Raw genomic sequence first — 21,272 nt, 5'->3', positions numbered from 1 at the left:
ATATAGGAGGTAACATATGATTAAAATTACACTTAAAGATGGCAGTATTAAAGAAGTTGAAAAAGGAATGTCTGTCTATGATGTCGCTGCATCTATCTCAGGAAGACTTGCGAAAGAGGCGATTGTTGGAACTGTGAATGGAAAAACAGTGGATTTATCATATAAGCTAGAAGAAGATTGTGAACTGAATATTTTAAAATTTGAAGATTCTGAAGGCGCGCATGCCTTTAGACATACAGGATCCCACATCTTAGCTCAAGCAGTAAAAAGATTGTTTCCGGATGCCCAACTTGCAATTGGACCAGCAATTGAAAATGGTTTTTATTATGATTTTGATACTGAACACAAGTTTGTCCCAGAAGATTTAGAAAAAATTGAAGCTGAAATGAATAAAATTGTAAAAGAGGATCTAAAACTAGAAAGATTTGAACTTCCAAGAAATGAAGCGATTCGTTTTATGGAGGAAAAAGGTGAAAAATATAAAGTTGAACTCATCAACGATTTGCCAGAAGATGCGATTATTTCATTCTACAGACAAGGTGATTTTGTTGATTTATGTGCAGGTTGCCACGTAGCCTCAACTAAAGATGTTAAAAGCGTTAAATTACTCTCATTAGCAGGTGCATACTGGAGAGGCGATGAAAAAAATAAAATGCTTCAAAGAATATACGGAACTGCATTTCCAAAAGCTTCTATGCTTGAAGAATACGTAAATATGCTTGAAGAAGCTAAGAAGAGAGATCACCGAAAACTCGGAAAAGAGCTCGGACTCTTTGCATTGATGGAAGAGGGCCCTGGATTCCCATTCATTTTACCAAAAGGTATGGTTGTAAAAAATAACCTACTCAAATATTGGAGAGAAGTACACGACAAAGCAAACTATGTTGAAGTTGAAACTCCAATTATATTAAATAGAAAACTTTGGGAAACTTCAGGACACTGGTTCCATTATAAAGACAATATGTACACTGTGCTTATTGACGAAGAAGACTTTGCTATCAAACCGATGAACTGTCCAGGGGGCATGCTCGTTTATAAAACAGAACTTCGTTCTTATAAAGATTTTCCACTTAGGGTGGGTGAAATCGGTAGAGTTCACAGACATGAATTGTCAGGGGCATTGCATGGCTTAATGCGTGTGAGAGCATTTACTCAAGATGACGCACATATATTTATGTTGCCAGAACAAATCAAAGGCGAAATCATCAATGTAGTGAACTTGATCGACGAAGTGTATAAAACTTTTGGATTTAGTTACCATGTTGAACTATCAACTCGACCTGAAAAATCAATGGGTAGCGAAGAAGATTGGAAATTAGCTGAAGATTCACTTCAAGGCGCTCTTGAAGAATTGGGAATACAATATAAATTAAATCCAGGTGATGGTGCTTTCTATGGTCCTAAAATTGACTTCCATTTAAGAGATTGTATCGGAAGAACATGGCAATGTGGTACTATTCAGCTTGATATGCAGTTGCCACAACGCTTTGAATTATCTTATATCGGCAGTGATGGCGAAAAACATCAACCAATTGTTATTCATAGAGTTGCGTATGGATCGATTGAGCGCTTTATGGGAATCTTGATTGAAGAATTCGCAGGAAAGTTCCCAGCTTGGTTAGCACCAGTTCAAGTAAAACTTCTGACAATTGCAGATAGACATATCCCATATGCACTTGAAGTATCAAATAAACTTAAATCCATGGGAATTCGTGTTGAAATGGATGATCGTGCAGAAAAAATTGGATATAAAATAAGAGAAGCACAACTTGAAAAAAATCCTTATATGCTCATTATTGGAGATAAAGAAGCTGAACTAGGTCAAGTTTCAGTAAGATCAAGAGATAACGGAGAGCTTGGAAACTTAAGTTTAGACGTATTTGCACAAACACTTGTTGCTGAAATCAATGAACGTTCACTTAAATCAAAATTCGAAAAAAATGAAGCATAAGATTGAACGTTTCACAGTAGTTAAAAGTAATTTAAAGATATTTCTTAAAAAAGATTGACACGGTAAGCAATAATATGTTATATTAATTGAGGTTAACAAGTAGAAGTCCGCTTCTCACCATATAACGTAGAGTTCATATGGTTAATAGTATTAATGCTTACGTAATGTATGTGTATTAATAACGGCGGATTTTTAATCTGCCGTTTATTTTTTTATATAACCTAGGGGGTGTATCGTATTAAAACTGCTGAAATCAATGAAGAAATTCGCGACATTGAAGTAAGAGTCATAGGTGAAGAAAATGAGCAATTAGGTGTTATGTCTGGTAAAGAAGCGTACGCTCTAGCAATGGAACGCAAATTAGACTTAGTAAAAATTGCACCAAATGCAAAACCACCTGTATGCAAAATAATGGACTTTGGTAAGTTTCGCTATGAACAACAAAAGAAGGATAAAGAAGCACGCAAAAAGCAAAAAAGCGCGTCGCTTAAAGAAATTCGTCTTGGTTTGAACATTGAGAAAAATGATTTAGAAACCAAGTCTAAAAATGCAATTAAATTCTTACAAAGTGGTGATAAGGTGAAAGTTTCTTTACGATTCAAAGGTCGTGAAATGGGTTACACAACTCAGGGATTTGAAGTCATTAAAAAATTCACCGCAGAAATTGAAGAAGCTGGAGTTATTGAATCTCCTGCTAAATTAGAAGGTAGAAGCTTAGTTGCAACATTTGCACCTAAAAAATAAAGCGAACAATCTGGAAGGAGGAAATCAACTATGCCAAAAATGAAAACACATAGTGGTGCTGCTAAAAGAGTTAAAAAAACTGGTGGCGGAAAACTTAAAAGAAGCAAGGCATTTACAAGCCATATCTTAACCAAAAAAACTTCTAAAAGAAAAAGAGGCTTAAGACAATCAACAGTTGTTAGTGAGTCAGATATGAAACGAGTAAAAACATTATTGCCTTATTTATAGGATAATCAGAAAAAGAAGGAGGTTATGAACCATGGCAAGAATTAAAGGCGCTGTAAACGCAAAGAAAAAACACAAAAAAATTCTTAAATTAGCTAAAGGCTTCTACGGCCAAAAAAGCTTAGTATTTAAAGCAGCAAACCCTGCAGTTATGAGATCATTAAGATCTGCATATGTAGGTAGAAAATTAAGAAAAAGAGATTTTAGAAAATTATGGATTGCACGTATCAATGCAGGTGCAAGACAAAATGGTTTAAGCTATTCTAAATTTATGAATGGTCTTAAAAAAGCAAACATCGAAATCAACAGAAAAGTGTTGTCAGAAATGGCAATCAATCACCCTGAAGATTTTGCTAAATTAGTAACTGTTGCAAAAGGTCAGTTATAATTTAGTATAAAGATTAAATAAAGGAGCATTTAGATGAAATTTCAGCTAAGCTCCTTTTTTGTGCGTCTAAGTGTGAAATAGCTTGAAGAATCAAGAATTGTATCTTGTATACATGCTATAGATAGCATATAATGTTGATGTAAATAAATTATAAGGAGTGTGTGTTATGGCATTTTTAGACAAAGTGATTGAAATTGCTCGTAAAGACGTCCAAACGATCGTTTTACCAGAAGCGTTTGACCCTAGAACAATTGAAGCGACTCATAAAATATTAGAAATGGGCATCGCAAAAGTTATTTTAGTTGGAGATAGAAGCAAAATATTAGCTTCTGCCGGAGAATGGAAAATCGAAGAGGCTATTTTTATTGATCCAAATAATTTCGATCAATTAGATGCATTTGCTGCTGAACTTGCGAACATTCGAAAAAGCAAAGGCATGACAATTGATGAAGCAAAGTCCATTTTACTTGAAAGTGAATTGTTCTTTGGCGTGATGTTAGTTAAAATGGGATTCGCTGGTGGAATGGTTGCAGGTGCAGCTAATTCAACTGCAAACGTATTAAGACCAGCACTACAAATTTTAAAAACAGCTCCTGGTACAAAACTCGTATCAGCAGTATTCTTGATGGAAGTTCCAGATTGTGATTTAGGCGAAAATGGATTGTTCATTTTTGGCGATTGCGCACTTAATCCAAATCCAACTGCAGAAGAATTAGCACACATTGCCATTAGTTCTGCTAAAACATTTGAATCGATCGTTCATGCTGAACCAAAAGTAAGTATTTTATCCTTCTCATCAAAAGGATCTGCATCGCATCCAGATGTTGATAAAGTTGTTGAAGCAACACGTATTGCAAAAGAACTCGCACCAGAATTAGCGCTTGATGGCGAGCTTCAATTTGACGCTGCTGTTGTCGCTTCTGTTGGAAAGAAAAAAGCGCCAGAATCAAAAGTTGCTGGAGAAGCAAACGTTATTATCTTCCCTGACCTCGATGCTGGTAATATTGGATATAAATTGGTTCAAAGATTGGCTAAAGCAAATGCATATGGCCCAATTTGCCAAGGTCTTGCAATGCCAGTGAATGACTTATCACGAGGCTGCTATGCAGACGATATCGTTGGCACAGTGGCATTAACCGCTTTACAAGCGCAAATGCAAAATAAATAGCTCTAAAGTACCTTACAATTACATGTAAAAATCAATGTAAAATTTCGTGTTTTACATTGATTTTTTTTGCATTTTACATAAGACTTTGATACAATGATTGTTGTTGTTCATGAGAATAACTTCATGGAGGAAATATGCAAAAAAGACGTTTAATCAATCGACCACTGAATCCATCTCAGATCGTACTACTAAGTTTTTTAGGTGTTATTATAATGGGCGCTTTAGTATTGATGCTTCCCATTAGTTCGGCATCAAGAGAGATAACGCCATTTATTGATACATTGTTTACATCCACTTCAGCTGTTTGTGTTACAGGATTAGCTGTTGTCGACACTGGGACTTATTGGTCTGTGTTTGGAAAAACAGTCATCTTAATTTTAATTCAAATAGGTGGCCTTGGCTTTATGACATTGACCACGTCTATCGCAATTCTTTTTGGTAAAAAAATAGGTCTTCGCAATCGAATCATCATGCAAGAAGCACTCAATCAGTTCTCATTGGCTGGTGTTATCCGACTCACGCGATATGTCATTTTTGCCACTTTTGCAATTGAAGGGCTCGGCGCATTTTTTCTATCGACTCGATTTGTTCCCCTATATGGACTAAAAAATGGCCTATATTATTCTGTTTTTCATTCAGTTTCGGCTTTTTGTAATGCTGGTTTTGATATTATTGGTCATTACAGAGGCTTAACACCATTTGTTACGGACCCAATTGTGAATTTCACTATTATGTCTTTGATCGTTTTAGGGGGTATTGGTTTTGTCGTTATCGCCGATTTATCAAGATTAAAGCGCATTCGCGAATGGTCACTTCATACTAAATTAGTGGTATTAGTGACTGTACTGTTGATATTTATTGGTTTTACCTTGATTTTTGGATTAGAATATCACAATCCGAAAACGATGGCGTCTTTGACGTTGCCACAAAAAATAATGGCTTCACTCTTTCAAGCGATTACACCAAGAACCGCAGGATTTAATACTGTAGATGTTGCAGGGTTAACTTCAGCAACACGTTTTGTCATGATGCTCCTGATGTTTATCGGTGGTTCACCTGGTTCTACAGCCGGTGGTATTAAGACGACGACGTTTGGACTCATGATTTTGTCTATTATTTCAGTTTTCAATGGTTCAGAAGAAATTAACTTCGCAAAAAGACGGATTTCGAAAGATACCATCAATAAGGCACTATCTGTTATATTAATCTCAATTATTTGGATTATGTCCATGATTTTTGTTTTGTTACTTATTCAACCCGATATGACATTTGAGCAGTTGTCATTTGAAGCCTTAAGTGCTTTTGGTACGGTTGGTCTTTCAACAGGAATCACCCCATTTTTGAGTATTCCAGGTAAAAGTGTATTGGCACTGATGATGTTTTTCGGCAGAGTAGGTCCATTAACGGTTGTTATTTCAATTAGTAGTAAAGCAGCAGCAAATAAGAGAGATTTAATTAAATATCCAGAAGGAAAAATTATCGTCGGATAATATGGAGGCATAAAATGGTAAAGCAATTCGTTGTAATTGGTTGTGGTAGATTTGGACAAAGTGTCGCGATTAAATTAGCAGAACTCGGATGCGAAGTTATGGTTGTCGATGACAATCAGGAAATTATTCAAAGTATTTCGGATAAAGTAACGTACGCGGTTCAGGCAGATGCCACAGATGAAAATACGATTAAAGCACTTGGCATTCGAAATTTTGATGTTGCAATTGTAACAATTGGTTCAGACATTCAATCGTCAATACTTGTGACGTTATTGGTGAAAGAATTAGGCGTTAAACATATCGTTGCTAAAGCACAAAATCCAGCGCACGCAAAAGTACTTTATAAAATTGGCGCTAATCGCGTTGTTTTTCCAGAAAAAGAGATGGGCGTACGCGTTGCAAAGAGTTTAGTATCAAGTAATGTCCTTGATTTAATTGATTTAGCTCCTGAATATAGTATTCTTGAAATTAAAATGAATGACGAGTGGGTCGGAAAAAGTTTGGTGGATATCAACATGAGACGTACTCATCAGATTTCAGTAATTGCCATTCGCAGAGGCGATGAGGTAGATATCAATGTAGCACCAGATCGCATTTTGTTGAAAGATGATATTTTAATCGTTATCGGAAATAATAATGATTTGAAGAAAATAGAAAAGAACTAGTTAGATTGCTTGATCAATGGAGGTGTGAGTGGAGAAACAAAATTCTATTTATGAAATTGCATCTGCTCAAAATAAGACATTTAAACTTTTTAAGTCGCTACTGACAAAAAAATACAGAGAACTTGAAAACTGTTTTTTAATGGAAGGGCAGCGATATATTGAAACCTCTATTAATAGTGGCGCACCCATACAGTCTGTCATCGTCAGCGATGTTTTTTGGAACGCTCAAAATGATGCGATTAAGTCTTACTACTTAAACGTGACACCGGTGTATCTTTTAAAGGAAAATTTGTTTAATGAACTCGTACAAACTGAGCAATCTCAAGGCATAATTGGCGTTTATCCGATAAAACAAGAAGGCGCTGAGGATCATTACGGTCAAAATATTTTGTTTTTAGATAGAATTCAAGATCCCGGAAATATGGGAACGATTATTCGAACTGCAGATGCTGCCGGATTTAGGCATATTCTATGCGCAAAAGGTTCAGTGGATCCTTATAATCCAAAAGTCGTAAGAAGCACTGCGGGGTCGATATTAAATGTTCACCTTCAAGAAATTGATCATATTGAAGAGGAAATTTTATCGCTAAAAGAACTTGGATATCGCATGGTCGTTACAGCGTTAGAACATTCTACAGATTATGATGACAACTCTAACTATGGAAAAAAGAATTGTCTCATCATTGGAAATGAAGCCAATGGAGTGTCTGATTCTTTGTTAAAGTTGGCGGATTGTCGGGTTAAGATTCCAATCGTTGGACAGGCAGAATCACTCAATGCGTCGGTAGCAGCGGGAATTATGATGTATAAAATTCATTCTGTATCGGTAAATTTGAGGTTGTGACGCAAGCTATATTGTGTTATGATAGCCGTATCGTAAATAGTTAAAGTCAGTGAAAGAGAGAGTAAATTGTAAAGCTATTCAGAGAGGAAGAGGTTGCTGAGAATCTTCTATAGTGGTTATAATTGAAGTTCACTCTGGAGATGTATTTCTGAAATCACAGTAGGAAATAACGTTAACCACGTTAAGGTTTCAAGTGATTTGTCAAATGTATTTGGCAGTAATTTGGGTGGTACCGCGGAGTTAACTTCGTCCCATGTAGGGACGGAGTTTTTTTGTGCTTAATTATCGCTTAGGACAAATAATAACCCTTACAAATAAAGGTAACCAAAGATTAGTTTGAGGAGGAAAATATGAAAGAAAAATTATACGAATTGCTCTCACAGGCAAAAAACGAAATCCATCTTGCACCTGGGTTAAAAGAATTAGAAGATATTCGAATTAAGTTTCTAGGTAAAAAAGGTGAAGTGACTCAAATACTGAAAAATATGAAAGACTTATCTCAAGAAGAAAGACCCTTAATCGGTAAAATTGCCAACGAAATTCGCGAAGAAATTGAGCAATTATTAGATCAATTGAAAGAAACTAAAAAATCTTCTGAGTTGGATCGACAATTAGAAAAAGAAGCCATCGATGTGACCATGCCTGCTAAGCAATTTGAAAGAGGACATAAACATCCAATCAATGTTGCACTTGATGAAATTATTGATATTTTCTTAGGTATGGGATTTAAAATCGCTGAAGGTCCTGAAGTAGAAACGGTTTATCACAATTTCGATGCCCTAAATGCACCTATCGATCATCCGTCGAGAAGTTTATCTGATACGTTTTATATCACGGAAGAGTTGATTTTAAGAACTCAAACGTCTCCAATTCAAGTACGAACAATGAAACAACAAAAACCACCGATCAAGATTATTGCGCCGGGAAGATGTTTTAGAAACGACGAAATTGATGCGACACATTCACCAATGTTCCATCAAATCGAAGGTCTTGTCATTGACAAGAACATTACAATGGCAGATTTAAAAGGAACACTCGACATGTTCGCTAAACGTTTATTTGGAAGCCAAACTAAAACAAAGTTTAGACCACACTATTTCCCATTTACTGAACCAAGCGGAGAAGTAGACGTTTCTTGTTTTAAGTGTGGCGGTGAAGGATGTAGATTCTGTAAAGGCAGTGGATGGATTGAAATTCTTGGCTGTGGAATGGTTCACCCAAATGTTTTAAAAGAATGTGGCATTGATCCTACAGAATATAATGGTTTTGCATTTGGAATGGGACTTGATCGCGTTACGATGCTCAAATATGAAATCGACGATATTCGAGTTCTCTTCGAAAATGATGTCCGATTCATAAAACAATTTTAGTAGAGCAAAGGGAGGAAAATATGAGAGTACCCGTTCAATGGATAAAAGATTATGTTAATATTAATGAAATTTCACATAGAGATTTAGTAGATAAACTCGTTTTAACTGGATCCAATAATGAAGGTAGCCATCAAATTTGTGAAGGTGTTGAAAATATTGTCGTTGGAAAAATTGTCAAAATTGACTCGCATCCAAATGCAGAAAAATTATGTATATGTCAAGTTGATGTTGGAACGGAAGTGATTCAAATTGTTACAGGCGCAACCAATGTTTTTGAAGGCGCGTATATCCCAGTGGCGATTCACGGTGCGGTTATTGCAAACGGTATTAAAATTAAAAAAGGTAAACTCAGAGGTGAAGCATCAAATGGTATGTTGTGTTCGCTTGAGGAAATGGGATTTGATAAGGCGAGTATTCCCAAAGAGTTTGACGAAGGCATCTTAATCCTCGATCGCGAATATCCGCTTGGGATGGATATATTAGAAGCACTTGAAATAAAAGAAGAAGTCATCGAATTTGAGATTACACCCAATCGTCCTGATTGTTTGAGCATGATTGGAATGGCAAGAGAAATTTCTGCAAGTTTTGATTTAAGCACACAACTCCCAGAACTTTTTCAAGATCAACAAACATCTGAAATCGAGAAATATGCAGCGGTAGAAATTGAAAATACTCAACTTTGCACGAGATATATTGCAAAAGTTGTCAAAGACATCCACGTAAAAGCATCCCCGCAATGGATGCAACTTAGATTAATGCAAGCAGGTATGCGACCAATCAATAATATTGTCGATATTACAAATTACGTTATGTTAGAGTACGGTCAGCCAATTCACGCATTTGACTATGAAACTTTAAAAGACGGAAAAATTATCGTTCGCACATCAAAAAACGGTGAAGTATTTGAAACTTTAGATGGTAAAGAGCGTACATTAACGGATGAGATGTTAGTAATTGCTGATTCTGAAAGAACAATTGGAATAGCTGGAGTTATGGGGGGTGCAAATACTGAAATCACACCAGAAACGAAAACTATATTAATTGAAGTTGCAAGTTTTGATAAATCGAGTATTCGTAAAACATCTAAAAATTTAGGTCTTAGAACAGAAGCTTCTTCAAGATTTGAAAAAGGTGTCAGCAATGTGCTTCCACTTGATGTAGTGAATCGCGTTTGCTATTTAATTGAATCTTTAGGCGCTGGGAATGTTGTTTCTGGGATAATTGACATTTTCCCTGAAGGGGTTAAAACAACTCAAATCCCATTTACGGTGGATGGCATCAATCGCGTGATTGGAACGAAACTTACTGAAGCTCAGATGATTGAATGTTTAAGAAAGTTAGAAATAAGAGTTGAAAAATTAAACGATACGTTAATCGCAATCATTCCACATTTTAGACTAGATTTAACGAAAGAAATTGATTTGGTTGAAGAAATTGCTCGTATCTATGGATATGAGAAAATCGGTATGACTTTACCTAAACTAGATGTTTGGGGGGCGAAAACAAACGCACAGATGATTAAAGATCGCGCTAAATTTGAACTGTTGGCTTGCGGAGCAGATGAGATGCTGTCTTATTCATTTGTATCGAAACGTGATCTCGATAGAATTAATGTTCCTGAAGAGAGCTTGTTGCGTAAACAAGTAGCACTTATTAATCCATTGGGTGAAGAGTTCAGTGTGATGAGAAGTACACTTGTACCTAATTTGTTGGAAGTATTAGCTCGAAACAGCAATCGAAAAAATAAAAATGTTCGATTGTTTGAGATCGGTAGTATATTTATTCCAAAAGAAGTACCAGTTGTTCAATTGCCAATTGAAAAAGAAGTGTTAGTAATTGGTGCAATAGGAGAAAAAGAAGACTTTTTTACGCTTAAAGGTATGGTAGAAAGCTTATTGACTGGACTGGGGATTGATAATGTCACTTATGAAAAAGAGACGAATCATCCAACGTACCATAAAGGCAGATGCGCGAACATTTTATGGAATGGACATATTTTAGGTGTTATGGGAGAAATTCATCCGCTTGTGCTTGAAAACTTTGACTTAGCAGAGCGTGCTTATGTAGCAGATCTTGATTATAACATTTTGATGCAAATAGCTCGAGATGGTAAGAAATATCAAGCGGTACCGAAATTCCCTGCAATTGAAAGAGATATGTCGATTCTTGTAAAAGATGAAGTGACTTCTTTACAAATTGAAACCCTTGTTAAACAAGTATCTGGTCAGCTACTTGAAAAGGTTCGACTATTTGACATGTATAAGGGAAAACAAATTACTGAAGGCTATAAATCTTTAGCATATGAACTGATTTTCAGAGCAAAAGATCGCACACTTGTGGATGAAGAAGTCAATAAGATCTTTGATAAAGTTCTCAAAACACTTGAAACTGAAATCGGCGCACAATTAAGATAGGGATTCAAGGAACAAAATACTAAGATAATTTAATGAATCGTTGCATATTGAAAATCCTATATTTTGGGTGATCGATGCAACGATTTTTTTGTAAGCAGTTGTACTTGTTCCAAAAAATGATATAATAAATATTTGAGTGTTATAGTGCATTTAGATGCATGATCGGATAAAGTTTGGAAAGGTGGAAACAAATGATACAAGTAACGGATGTTAGCTTAAGGTTTAGTGATCGTAAGCTTTTTGATGAAGTAAATTTAAAATTCACACCAGGTAACTGCTATGGTGTAATCGGCGCAAACGGCGCAGGTAAATCGACATTTTTGAGAATTCTTTCAGGTGATATTGAACCATCAACGGGAGATGTGTTTATAACTCCTGGTGAAAGACTTGCAGTATTAAAACAAAATCACTTTGAATTTGATGCATATTCTGTTATGGATACCGTTATTATGGGACATAAGCGCCTTTATGAAATCATGAAAGAGAAAGATGCTCTTTATATGAAAGAAGATTTCAGTGAAGATGATGGGATGCGCGCAGCAATCTTAGAAGGTGAATTTGCAGAATTAGAAGGATGGGATGCAGAATCCAATGCTGAAAAGTTGTTAAATGGTTTAGGGGTTACGCCTAGCTGTTTTTCTAAACAAATGTCAGATGTACATTCAGATGACAAAGTGAAAATTTTGCTTGCACAATCTCTATTTGGAGCGCCGGATATCCTGTTAATGGATGAGCCAACCAATCACTTGGATTTTAAAGCGATTAAATGGTTAGAAGAGTTTTTAATTACTTATGATAAAACAGTCATTGTCGTATCGCATGACCGTCACTTTTTAAATAACGTATGTACACACATGGTGGATATCGATTTTGGTAAAGCAAAAATGTTCGTTGGAAACTATGATTTTTGGTATGAATCTAGTCAATTGATGTCGAGACTTTTAAAAGAGCAAAACAAGAAAAAAGAAGAGAAAATTAAAGAATTACAAGACTTTATTGCACGTTTTAGCTCAAATGCATCTAAAGCAAAGCAAGCGACATCGCGTAAAAAAATGCTTGATAAAATCAATATTGAAGACATTCAACCTTCTTCACGTCGTTATCCATTTGTTGGTTTTACTCCAGAACGTGAAGCTGGTAAAGATATTCTATTGGTTGAAAGAATCACAAAAACAGTGGATGGCGTAAAAGTATTAGACAATGTATCGTTTACAGTGAATAAAGGCGATAAAATTGTTTTTATGAGTAGAAATGACCTTGTAAGAACCATGCTATTTAAAATTTTAATAGGCGAAGAAACTGCAGATTCAGGGACATTTAAGTGGGGCGTAACAACGTCACAAGCGTATTTCCCAAAAGATAATACAGAGTATTTTGACGGAATGGACATGAACTTAATTGATTGGTTGCGTCAGTATTCTGAAGAAAAAACAGAAACATTTATTCGTGGTTTCTTAGGAAAAATGTTATTCTCAGGGGATGAACCTCTTAAAAAGGCAAATGTACTATCCGGTGGAGAAAAAGTGAGATGTATGTTTTCAAAGTTGATGTTATCAAAAGCAAATGTTATTTTGCTAGATGAACCAACGAATCACTTGGATCTTGAATCTATTGAAGCTGTTAATAATGGCCTTATTGCATTTAAAGGAACGATGCTGTTTACGTCTCATGACCATAAATTCATCGAGACAATTGCTAATCGTGTCATAGAGATTACACCAAGTGGATTATTTGATAAACCAATGAACTTTGATGAATTTTTGGATTCAGAAGAAATTCAAGCTCAAATTGAGGCTATGTATAACGTATAGGAATAATCAGAAAATTCAAAACCACAACAATTTTTTCAGCATGTATAGAAAAAAATTGTAAGAAAGGGTTGCATTGTTTTTTTTAACGGTGTAATATAAAGATGTACCTTAGATTCACCTATCAATTAATAAATTGGAACGGCCGTTGTCAAAACTGTACTTCCAAAATGTTATTAATGCATGAAGTTTAGGTTTTCTAGGAATTAAAATTTTGGAGGAACAAACGATGAACGGAACAGTAAAATGGTTTAACTCAGAAAAAGGATTTGGTTTTATCACTGGTGAAGATGGTAAAGATGTATTCGTACACTTTTCACAAATCAACAAAGATGGCTTTAAATCTTTAGAAGAAGGCGAAGCAGTAAGCTTCACAATCGCTCAAGGACCTAAAGGCCCACAAGCTGAAAACGTAACACCAATCAGATAATTGAACGAAGCCTCGGTGAAGCCGGGGCTTTTTTTTATATGAGATTTAGTAGCTATAATGCGCACGAAGTGATACAATTTAGGGATAGAGTGAAAGGTTAAGGTATATAGAATGATAACAGTAGGAAAAAAACAAACATTATTTGTGAATCGATTTTCGGATTTTGGGGCATTTTTAAGTGATGAAATGAATGGCGAAAATGAAGTATTGATGCCAAAAAAATTCGTTTCAAAAGAACTTAAAGTCGATGATGAAGTAGAAGTGTTTATTTATAGAGATTCAGAACAACGCATTACAGCAACTGTTCAAAAGCCGTTTATTGAAACTGGTGAAATTGGTTATCTTGAAGTGGTTGGAAGTATTAAAGATGGTTATTTTTTAAACATGGGGCTTGATAAAGATTTATACATGCCATATAACGAAACAAAGGGACATCCGCAAAAAGGAAAAAAAGTATTGGTATTAATGTATAAGGATTTTACGGATCAACTATGTGCAACGATGAAAATCTTTAATCATTTAAAAGATAATACGACCTATAAAGTTGGCGATCGTGTTAAGGGAACCGTATATGAAATCAAACCTGAAATGGGCGCGTTTGTTGCTGTGGATAGTCAATTCCACGGACTGATTCCAAAACATGAATTTTATAAAGAAATTAAGGAAGGCGCAGTTATTGAGGCAAGAGTTACAAAAGTTCGAGACGATGGGAAGCTCAATTTAAGTATTCGAGATAAAGCGGCAGTTCAGATACTAGATGATGTGGAACGACTCATGAAAGTGCTTCAAGAATCTGACGGAACCTTATATTTAAATGATGAAAGTGATCCCGAAGATATTAAAAGAAGACTGAATTTAAGTAAACGAGCTTTTAAACGAGCAGTGGGAAAACTGTTGAAAGAAGGCAAAATTCAGATTTTTGAAGATGGCATTCGCCTGATTCAATAAATAGTGAATAATATGATGATAAAATAATCATCTTTTTCTGTGAATTATATGAATCTTCTAGTATAATAGAATTAATTAAGGATGCATTAGGGGTGATTGGATGAGCAATAAAAATAAAGTGACCGTAAAAATCATGGATCGAGATTATACATTAGTTAGTGAAGATTCGAGAGAGCATATGCAACGCGTAGCAAATTACGTAGATGATAAAATGAAGGAAACTTATGAGAGCAATAAAAAACTCAGCACATCTATGATTGGTGTCCTAACAGCACTTAATATCGCAGATGAATTATATAAGGTATTAGAAGAAAAAAATGAACTGGAAAAGAGAATTAACTCGCCTCAGTATGAATTAAAAAGTGCTCGAGATGAGCTCGATGCCGTTGTAAATGAGTATGAAAAAAGAAGTGCTGCTTATGAAAAAATGATTCAAGAGTTTTCTCGTTTAATTGATTCTTCAAACATCTACGAAACTGGTGTCGCTCAATTGCGTAAGCGAATGGATAAATTAGATAACGAATTGAGAGTAAAAGAAGAGAATTTAAAAAAATCGAGAGATGAAGTGCTAGAAATGGAAAAAGAATTTTCTCATAAAGATCCGATGCGTGTCATTGATTTTGATGAAGAAACGACTTGATTAGTAATGCGCCTTGAGAAAGGCGCTTTTTTAATGAATAATAAGAACACACAACTCACATAATTTACAGGATTAAATTAGAATATTGCATAATCATTTGTGAGAATTTCAATTTTCAGAATAGCTATTTTGAGTTAAATGATACATGATTTTCACACTAAAAAGGTTCTAATGCAATTTCCACAAATACTTATTAGGAATGAACAATTCCTTTTTTTAAGGAGACTCAAATGAACGAAAAAGCATTGCGCGTATTAGAATATAATAAAATAATTGAACTACTTTCAGAAAAAGCAGCATCATCACTTGGCAAAAGTGTCTGTGTATCGCTAAAACCGTCATCTGATTTTAATGAAGTGATCGCTTGGCAAAAAGAAACTGCAGAAGCAACGAATTTAATGTTACAAATCGGAACGCCTCCAATAGGCCCGATTTATGATTTGTCTGACGCACTTAAATTGTCCACAATTGGCGGATGTTTATCGCCAAAACAATTATTAGAAGTAGGAGATAGCTTAAGAACGGCGCGAATTCTTAAAAAATTTATTGCATCCAATAGTGAACATGCAGAACGTTATCCCGTCTTATTTACATTAGCCAATCAAATTGCAAATTTTATTGAATTAGAAAAACACATTGAACAGTGCATTATAAGCGAAACGTTAATTGCAGATGATGCATCTTCTGAGTTGAGAAGAATTCGTAAGAGCATCGAAAGTAAAAATGCGTCTATAAGAGGTAAATTGGAGTCCATGATTACGTCTCCTGCTTATCAAAAGTACTTACAAGATTCATTGATTACCATTCGCCAAGATCGTTTTGTTATACCTGTTAAAAGTGAATATAAAAGCCAGGTAAAAGGACTCGTTCATGATCAATCTTCGAAAGGGAGTACGTTTTATATTGAGCCATTAGCAGTGGTTGAACTTAACAATGAGCTACGTGAACTCAAAATAGATGAGCAAAAGGAAATCGAACGAATTTTAAGAATGCTAACAGGTGAAGTGGCAAATGCTGCAGATGCCATCATGACGAATATTGAGTCGATGACGCGTTTGGATTTTTTATTTGCAAAAGGCAAATTTGCTTTGGATTACAAAGCAGTCGAACCAGAAATGAATCAAGAGAAACGATTCAGAATTAAAAATGGGCGACACCCACTTCTTCCAAAAGAAACAGTTGTCCCTTCAAATATTTGGTTAGGAGATAAATTCAACACCCTACTCATAACAGGTCCAAATACAGGTGGGAAAACAGTGACACTTAAAACAGTGGGCCTGTTAACCTTAATGGCTCAAGCAGGGCTTCATGTTCCAGCGGATTACGGTACGGAACTTTCGATATTTGATGAGGTTTTTGCAGATATTGGAGATGAACAGAGCATTGAACAAAGTTTAAGTACGTTTTCATCACATATGACGAATATTGTAAAGATCTTGCGGGATGTCACAAAAGATTCTTTGGTTCTCTTTGATGAACTTGGCGCAGGAACAGATCCTACTGAGGGTGCGGCACTTGCTATGGCCATATTGGATCAATTAAAAGATAAAAACATTCGAACACTTGCAACGACGCATTATTCCGAATTAAAAGAGTATGCAATTATCACAGACAAGATTGAAAATGCTTGTGTGGAGTTTAATGTTGAAACATTGAGTCCGACATATAAATTACTTATTGGAATTCCAGGAAAATCAAATGCTTTCGAGATTTCTCAAAAATTAGGTTTATCAGATGCGATTGTTCATCACGCAAAAGAATACATTCACAAAGATGATATCCGTTTTGAAGATATTCTCGCGAATATTGAAAAAAATCAAAGACAAATTGAAGAAGAACGCGATGCGGCAATTCGCATGAGATTAGAAGTTGAAAAAATGAAGCGTTCTTATCAAGAAAAAGAAGACAAGTGGTTAAGACAAAAAGATGAACTAGCAAAGAAAGCAAAAGATGAAGCAAGAGAACTGTTAAAAGCAGCCAAAGAAGAAGCAGATGAAATCGTCAAAGAGTTAAGAACGATAAAACTCTCAGCCGATCAATCGAGAAATAAAGACATTGAAGGTATGAGAAAGCGTTTGATGGATGGAATAGATGATTTAGCTGAAGAAGTGATTAAGACAGAAGCAGTTAATGAATTTGCACCTAAAAACCTTTTAATTGGCGATTCTGTTCGAGTGCTCAGTATCGATCAAGAAGGAACCGTATTATCCTTGCCAAATGATAAGGGTGAACTGACTGTACAGGTAGGTTTAATGAAGATGAACGTGAACATTAAGCAGCTTTCAGTTATCAGTAAAAAGAAGAAAGATGAGAAGGTGTTTAACAAAGTGAAGTCATTCACTATGAAAAGTGCTACAATTAGTCCGGAAATCGACGTCAGAGGAAATAACATTGACGAGGCGATTACTATCATTGATAAATATCTGGATGACGCGGCAATATCGAGCCTCAGTCAAGTTCGCATCATTCATGGAAAGGGAACCGGCGCACTTCGAAAAGGTCTACATGAGCATTTTAAAGGGCACCCCCATATTAAAAAATTTGAAGATGCCGCTTATAATGAAGGTGGTAGTGGTGCAACCACTATAGTATTAAAATAGTCAATAAATTGTTCTTAAAATTGATTTCATATTTTATATGACCAATTCATATCTCGTATTATTAATTTGTATCTGACAATATTAATTCATATCCTGTTCAATTTCATCTATCCACTCTTGATAGATACTTTGATCAGGATATTTTTTTTGCCCTTTTTCTAACGTTCTGATGGCTTTTTCCGCTTTTCCATCTTGATAATAATAAGCTGCTCCTTGTAAGAAGATTTCAGGATCAGCTTGAACTTTCAGCGTTCCCAAAACAATAGGAACGACTAACAATAGTACGGAAATGACTTGAACAGGTAATCGTTTTAAATGGAAAATTTTTTCGTGACTCAATCCAACAGAGTAAGCTAAGAAAAAACCACCAATTAAGCCTCCAATATGTCCTGCCATATCGATGTTCGGTTTTACAAGACCGATGAGTAGGTTGATTCCAACGAGTAAGATTAAATCGGACCCAAATAATTTTTTATAGACAATAGGATTGAGTTTGTATAAAAACAAGTTAGCGCCCATTAAACCAAAAATCGCGCCTGATGCGCCGACCGAAGTTGCCGTACTAAACAAAAAGCTTGCTCCAGAACCGATAAGTCCTGAGATAAAATAGATGATTAAAAAGTTGCGTTTCCCATAGAATCGTTCAATATCTCGACCGATGACGTAAAGTGCCATCATGTTAAACATTAAATGTAAAAAGTCCGCATGTAAAAACATCGCTGTAAATAATCGCCAAAATTCTCCTAGGCCAATGAGGGCATTTACCTTTGAACCAAGAAACAAAAGTCCGTTTCCAGTAAAATAATCTGCAATCTGAGTCAAAAGAAACATAAAAATGTTGATGCCAATTAACCATTCGGTCAATGAAAGATGCTTGAGTTTATGCTTATAATAATTTAAATTTGCCATAGTATCTCCTCGAATTTTCTTTAAATGAACATATCGTTATTATACAATAATTTCCCAGATAGTGAAGTCATATGCAGAGGTTTTCATAAATATTTTACACTTCATTCAAGAATTTCATTATATATTGACAGATAAACATTACTATGGTAAAGTAAGACTCAAATTAACAAAATCAAAATGAAATGAACATAAGTAAAATCTACGATTGGAACAGTAGTGTAAATGTCCCTTAAAGCGAGCAGGAGTTGGTGTGAGTCCTGTAATACATGAACATGAAGAGAGCCCATGAGATGCCAAAGGCCGGTAGTCACCGTTAAAGACTTCGAGTGAGAAAGAGGAATCTTTCTAAAAAGAGTGGCAACGCGGAAACCTTCGTCTCTTATTATTATAATAAGAGGCGTTTTTATTTTTTGAGGAGGGGAAATATGATTAATTACAAAGAACTAATTGCAAAGCAATTAAAAGAAATCATTGATCAGATGAATGGCGATTTAAGTTATGAAGAGATTCTGTCTTTAGTTGAGCACCCTAAAAACACAGAGATGGGAGATTATGCTTTTCCATGTTTTAAACTTGCAAAAGCATTTAGAAAATCACCTGTGGCTATTGCAGATGAGGTCGTTCAACAATTACCGGTTGATTCAAATTTTCAAAAAGTCGAAGCTGTGGCTGGTTTTCTAAATTACACAGTCAATACAGAACAATTTGCTAAAAATGTTCTTGAGGAAGTATTGAGAGAAAAAGATCAATATGGAACCTCTACTTTAGGAAATGGTAAGAAAACTATCATTGAGTACTCATCCGTAAATATCGCAAAGCCATTTCATATGGGACATATTAGAAGTACGATGATAGGAGAGTCGCTTCACCGTATTTACAAGTATCTAGGTTATGATACTGTTGCAATTAATCATTTGGGAGATTATGGGACTCAATTTGGAAAGCTGATTGTAGCCTATAAATTATGGGGAGATCGAGATGTTATTGAAGCCGATCCAATCCCTGAACTATTAAAAATATACGTGAAATTCCATGATGAAGCTGAAACGCATCCGGAACTTGAAGATGAAGCAAGAGCTTGGTTTACGAAACTTGAGAACGGTGACGAAGAAGCGGTAGCGCTTTGGACACTTTTTAGAGATATGTCGCTCAAAGTGTTTAATCGCGTGTATTCTAAATTGGGTGTTACATTTGATTCGTATGCAGGCGAAAGTTTTTATTCCGATAAGATGCCAGCGATTATCAATGAACTTCGAGAAAAAAATCTCGTTCAGAAGGATGAAGGCGCTGAAATTGTCAATTTAGAAGCATATGGAATGATTCCTGCGTTGATTACCAAAAAAGATGGTTCATCCCTCTATTTAACTCGTGATTTAGCTGCTGCAAAGTATAGAAAAGACACCTATAATTTTGACAAAAATATTTATGTTGTTGGTAGTGCGCAAAAATTGCATTTTCAACAATGGTTTAAGATTGTAGAATTAATGGGTTACGATTGGGCGAAAGATTGTATTCACGTGGACTTTGGAATGGTTTCGCTTGAAGAAGGGGCATTGTCAACTCGTAAGGGAAATGTTGTATTCCTCGAGGATGTATTGGATAAAGCGGTTGAACAAACACTTCAAATTATCAACGAGAAAAATCCAAATCTCGATAACAAAGAAAAAGTGGCTGCTCAAATTGGTATTGGAGCGGTTGTATTCCAAGAATTAACGACCTCAAGAACAAAAGATTATGCCTTTTCGCTGGATAAAACATTGTCATTTGAGGGGGAAACTGGGCCTTATGTTCAATATACGCATGCGAGAGCTTGCAGTGTTTTGAGAAAAGTGGAAGATACTCAACTCGCTGCACCTGATTATAGCGCACTTTCAGATTCTGTATCTAAAGACGTTATTCGACTTTTATCAAAATTTGGTGAAATCGTCATTTTAGCACATAAGAACTATGAACCACACACAATTGCAAGATACGTCATAGAAGTTGCGCAAGCATTCAACCGATTCTATCACGACAATGCAATTTTGGTTGACGATGAGGCTGTTAAATCGGCGCGTGTTGCACTCGTTAAGAGTGTTCAAATTGTGATCAAAAACGCTTTACAACTCTTATGTATGGATGCACCTGAACAAATGTAAAACAAAGGGGCTACCACATCTAATATTTAGATTGTGGTAACCCCTAATTTTATTCAATCAAATGGGTTATGTAGAGAAAATACTTTAAAATTAATTCGTAGAATCAAAACGAGACATACATTTTTTAAAGCTTTCTACATTTAGACTTTCTTTCAGAATAAAATCATTGAAGATAAGTTCTTTCAATCTTTTATGAATATTATCTATTTCAAGTGAAGTCAATATGACAATGGGAACCTCATTGTATTTCGAGCTCTTAATATTCGCAATAAGCGTTTCTGCTTTCATATCGCTAAGCTCCATACCTGTTATGATGACATCGACTTCGTGCTTGCTAATTAATTTCATAAAATCTTCACCGCGACTTGTTCCAGTATAATCAAAACCTAGTCGTGAAGACATATCGTGAACAACTTGTCTAAAAAAGTCACTGTATTCAAAGTGGAGAATTCTCATACGACCTCCTTGTAGAGTCTGTAACCTCAGATATTGTTTGTAATCTCGGATAGTGTTTGTAAATTCTGATAGCGTTTGTAACCT

At 35.5% G+C, this 21,272-nt stretch carries 18 protein-coding genes and 3 other annotated features; of the genes, 16 read left to right on the top strand and 2 right to left on the bottom strand.

Annotation, left to right across the window (positions count from 1 at the left end; translation table 11 throughout):
* Positions 1–16 precede the first annotated feature (16 nt).
* From thrS to ACZ41W_RS06385, 15 genes are all read left to right on the top strand, one after another.
* On the top strand, positions 17–1,951 hold the full coding sequence (gene thrS / locus ACZ41W_RS06455; protein ID WP_464314050.1) for a threonine--tRNA ligase: 1,935 nt from the start codon (positions 17–19) through the stop codon (positions 1,949–1,951).
* A gap of 91 nt (positions 1,952–2,042) precedes the next feature.
* Positions 2,043–2,169, top strand: a sequence feature (ribosomal protein L20 leader region).
* A 10-nt stretch (positions 2,170–2,179) separates the two neighbouring features.
* Positions 2,180–2,695, top strand: coding sequence for a translation initiation factor IF-3 (gene infC / locus ACZ41W_RS06450; protein WP_464314049.1), 516 nt, complete (start codon positions 2,180–2,182; stop codon positions 2,693–2,695).
* A 30-nt stretch (positions 2,696–2,725) separates the two neighbouring features.
* Positions 2,726–2,923: a 50S ribosomal protein L35 gene (gene rpmI, locus ACZ41W_RS06445; protein WP_464314048.1), complete on the top strand. Its 198-nt coding sequence runs from the start codon at positions 2,726–2,728 to the stop codon at positions 2,921–2,923.
* Between the two features lie 31 nt (positions 2,924–2,954).
* Positions 2,955–3,308: a 50S ribosomal protein L20 gene (rplT, locus tag ACZ41W_RS06440; RefSeq protein ID WP_464314047.1), complete on the top strand. Its 354-nt coding sequence runs from the start codon at positions 2,955–2,957 to the stop codon at positions 3,306–3,308.
* A gap of 166 nt (positions 3,309–3,474) precedes the next feature.
* Positions 3,475–4,476 carry a phosphate acetyltransferase gene (pta, locus tag ACZ41W_RS06435; protein ID WP_464314046.1) on the top strand — a complete coding sequence of 334 codons (1,002 nt, stop codon included), beginning with the start codon at positions 3,475–3,477 and terminating at the stop codon, positions 4,474–4,476.
* Positions 4,477–4,610: 134 nt separating this feature from the next.
* A complete protein-coding gene (locus ACZ41W_RS06430) occupies positions 4,611–5,966 on the top strand; it encodes a TrkH family potassium uptake protein (RefSeq protein ID WP_464314045.1) in 1,356 nt (451 codons plus the stop codon).
* Positions 5,967–5,980: 14 nt separating this feature from the next.
* Entirely contained in the window at positions 5,981–6,631 is a 651-nt protein-coding gene (locus tag ACZ41W_RS06425) for a potassium channel family protein (protein ID WP_464314044.1), read from the top strand.
* Positions 6,632–6,659: 28 nt separating this feature from the next.
* The gene (locus ACZ41W_RS06420) at positions 6,660–7,475 is read left to right on the top strand and encodes a TrmH family RNA methyltransferase (protein WP_464314043.1); all 816 of its coding nucleotides are present in this window, start codon (positions 6,660–6,662) and stop codon (positions 7,473–7,475) included.
* 40 nt (positions 7,476–7,515) lie between these two features.
* Positions 7,516–7,732: a binding site (T-box leader), on the top strand.
* A 93-nt stretch (positions 7,733–7,825) separates the two neighbouring features.
* Positions 7,826–8,845, top strand: a complete 1,020-nt coding sequence (gene pheS / locus ACZ41W_RS06415; RefSeq protein ID WP_464314042.1) for a phenylalanine--tRNA ligase subunit alpha — start codon at positions 7,826–7,828, stop codon at positions 8,843–8,845.
* 20 nt (positions 8,846–8,865) lie between these two features.
* Entirely contained in the window at positions 8,866–11,259 is a 2,394-nt protein-coding gene (gene pheT, locus ACZ41W_RS06410; protein WP_464314041.1) for a phenylalanine--tRNA ligase subunit beta, read from the top strand.
* Positions 11,260–11,450: 191 nt separating this feature from the next.
* Positions 11,451–13,070 (top strand): ABC-F family ATP-binding cassette domain-containing protein, encoded by a 1,620-nt coding sequence (locus tag ACZ41W_RS06405; RefSeq protein ID WP_464314040.1) that lies wholly within the window; start codon positions 11,451–11,453, stop codon positions 13,068–13,070.
* A gap of 226 nt (positions 13,071–13,296) precedes the next feature.
* Positions 13,297–13,497, top strand: coding sequence for a cold shock domain-containing protein (locus ACZ41W_RS06400; protein ID WP_459848878.1), 201 nt, complete (start codon positions 13,297–13,299; stop codon positions 13,495–13,497).
* Between the two features lie 111 nt (positions 13,498–13,608).
* A complete protein-coding gene (locus ACZ41W_RS06395) occupies positions 13,609–14,445 on the top strand; it encodes a CvfB family protein (protein WP_464314039.1) in 837 nt (278 codons plus the stop codon).
* Between the two features lie 100 nt (positions 14,446–14,545).
* On the top strand, positions 14,546–15,085 hold the full coding sequence (locus ACZ41W_RS06390; RefSeq protein WP_464314038.1) for a cell division protein ZapA: 540 nt from the start codon (positions 14,546–14,548) through the stop codon (positions 15,083–15,085).
* A gap of 230 nt (positions 15,086–15,315) precedes the next feature.
* Positions 15,316–17,685 carry an endonuclease MutS2 gene (locus tag ACZ41W_RS06385; RefSeq protein WP_464314037.1) on the top strand — a complete coding sequence of 790 codons (2,370 nt, stop codon included), beginning with the start codon at positions 15,316–15,318 and terminating at the stop codon, positions 17,683–17,685.
* Between the two features lie 81 nt (positions 17,686–17,766).
* Here ACZ41W_RS06385 and ACZ41W_RS06380 read toward each other — a convergent pair whose 3' ends face one another.
* Entirely contained in the window at positions 17,767–18,594 is an 828-nt protein-coding gene (locus ACZ41W_RS06380) for a rhomboid family intramembrane serine protease (RefSeq protein ID WP_464314036.1), read from the bottom strand.
* A 192-nt stretch (positions 18,595–18,786) separates the two neighbouring features.
* Positions 18,787–18,977: a binding site (T-box leader), on the top strand.
* Between the two features lie 45 nt (positions 18,978–19,022).
* Here ACZ41W_RS06380 and argS point away from each other — a divergent pair.
* Positions 19,023–20,732 (top strand): arginine--tRNA ligase, encoded by a 1,710-nt coding sequence (gene argS / locus ACZ41W_RS06375; RefSeq protein ID WP_464314278.1) that lies wholly within the window; start codon positions 19,023–19,025, stop codon positions 20,730–20,732.
* 90 nt (positions 20,733–20,822) lie between these two features.
* Here the strand turns inward: argS and ACZ41W_RS06370 are convergent, their stop codons facing one another.
* Positions 20,823–21,188 carry a response regulator gene (locus ACZ41W_RS06370; protein WP_464314035.1) on the bottom strand — a complete coding sequence of 122 codons (366 nt, stop codon included), beginning with the start codon at positions 21,186–21,188 and terminating at the stop codon, positions 20,823–20,825.
* Positions 21,189–21,272: the final 84 nt, after the last annotated feature.

Source organism: Fusibacter fontis (genome assembly GCF_055378735.1).
Note: the sequence above shows the minus strand (reverse complement) of the source record. Positions and strands in the feature narration are given on the sequence as shown.

What these genes read in the sequence shown, in the direction of transcription:
- thrS (WP_464314050.1), top strand. Translation starts at nt 17, where the DNA reads ATGATTAAAATTACACTTAAAGATGGCAGTATTAAAGAAGTTGAAAAA.
- rpmI (WP_464314048.1), top strand. Translation starts at nt 2,726, where the DNA reads ATGCCAAAAATGAAAACACATAGTGGTGCTGCTAAAAGAGTTAAAAAA.
- rplT (WP_464314047.1), top strand. Translation starts at nt 2,955, where the DNA reads ATGGCAAGAATTAAAGGCGCTGTAAACGCAAAGAAAAAACACAAAAAA.
- pta (WP_464314046.1), top strand. Translation starts at nt 3,475, where the DNA reads ATGGCATTTTTAGACAAAGTGATTGAAATTGCTCGTAAAGACGTCCAA.
- ACZ41W_RS06430 (WP_464314045.1), top strand. Translation starts at nt 4,611, where the DNA reads ATGCAAAAAAGACGTTTAATCAATCGACCACTGAATCCATCTCAGATC.
- ACZ41W_RS06425 (WP_464314044.1), top strand. Translation starts at nt 5,981, where the DNA reads ATGGTAAAGCAATTCGTTGTAATTGGTTGTGGTAGATTTGGACAAAGT.
- pheS (WP_464314042.1), top strand. Translation starts at nt 7,826, where the DNA reads ATGAAAGAAAAATTATACGAATTGCTCTCACAGGCAAAAAACGAAATC.
- pheT (WP_464314041.1), top strand. Translation starts at nt 8,866, where the DNA reads ATGAGAGTACCCGTTCAATGGATAAAAGATTATGTTAATATTAATGAA.
- ACZ41W_RS06405 (WP_464314040.1), top strand. Translation starts at nt 11,451, where the DNA reads ATGATACAAGTAACGGATGTTAGCTTAAGGTTTAGTGATCGTAAGCTT.
- ACZ41W_RS06400 (WP_459848878.1), top strand. Translation starts at nt 13,297, where the DNA reads ATGAACGGAACAGTAAAATGGTTTAACTCAGAAAAAGGATTTGGTTTT.
- ACZ41W_RS06395 (WP_464314039.1), top strand. Translation starts at nt 13,609, where the DNA reads ATGATAACAGTAGGAAAAAAACAAACATTATTTGTGAATCGATTTTCG.
- ACZ41W_RS06390 (WP_464314038.1), top strand. Translation starts at nt 14,546, where the DNA reads ATGAGCAATAAAAATAAAGTGACCGTAAAAATCATGGATCGAGATTAT.
- ACZ41W_RS06385 (WP_464314037.1), top strand. Translation starts at nt 15,316, where the DNA reads ATGAACGAAAAAGCATTGCGCGTATTAGAATATAATAAAATAATTGAA.
- ACZ41W_RS06380 (WP_464314036.1), bottom strand. Translation starts at nt 18,594, where the DNA reads ATGGCAAATTTAAATTATTATAAGCATAAACTCAAGCATCTTTCATTG.
- ACZ41W_RS06370 (WP_464314035.1), bottom strand. Translation starts at nt 21,188, where the DNA reads ATGAGAATTCTCCACTTTGAATACAGTGACTTTTTTAGACAAGTTGTT.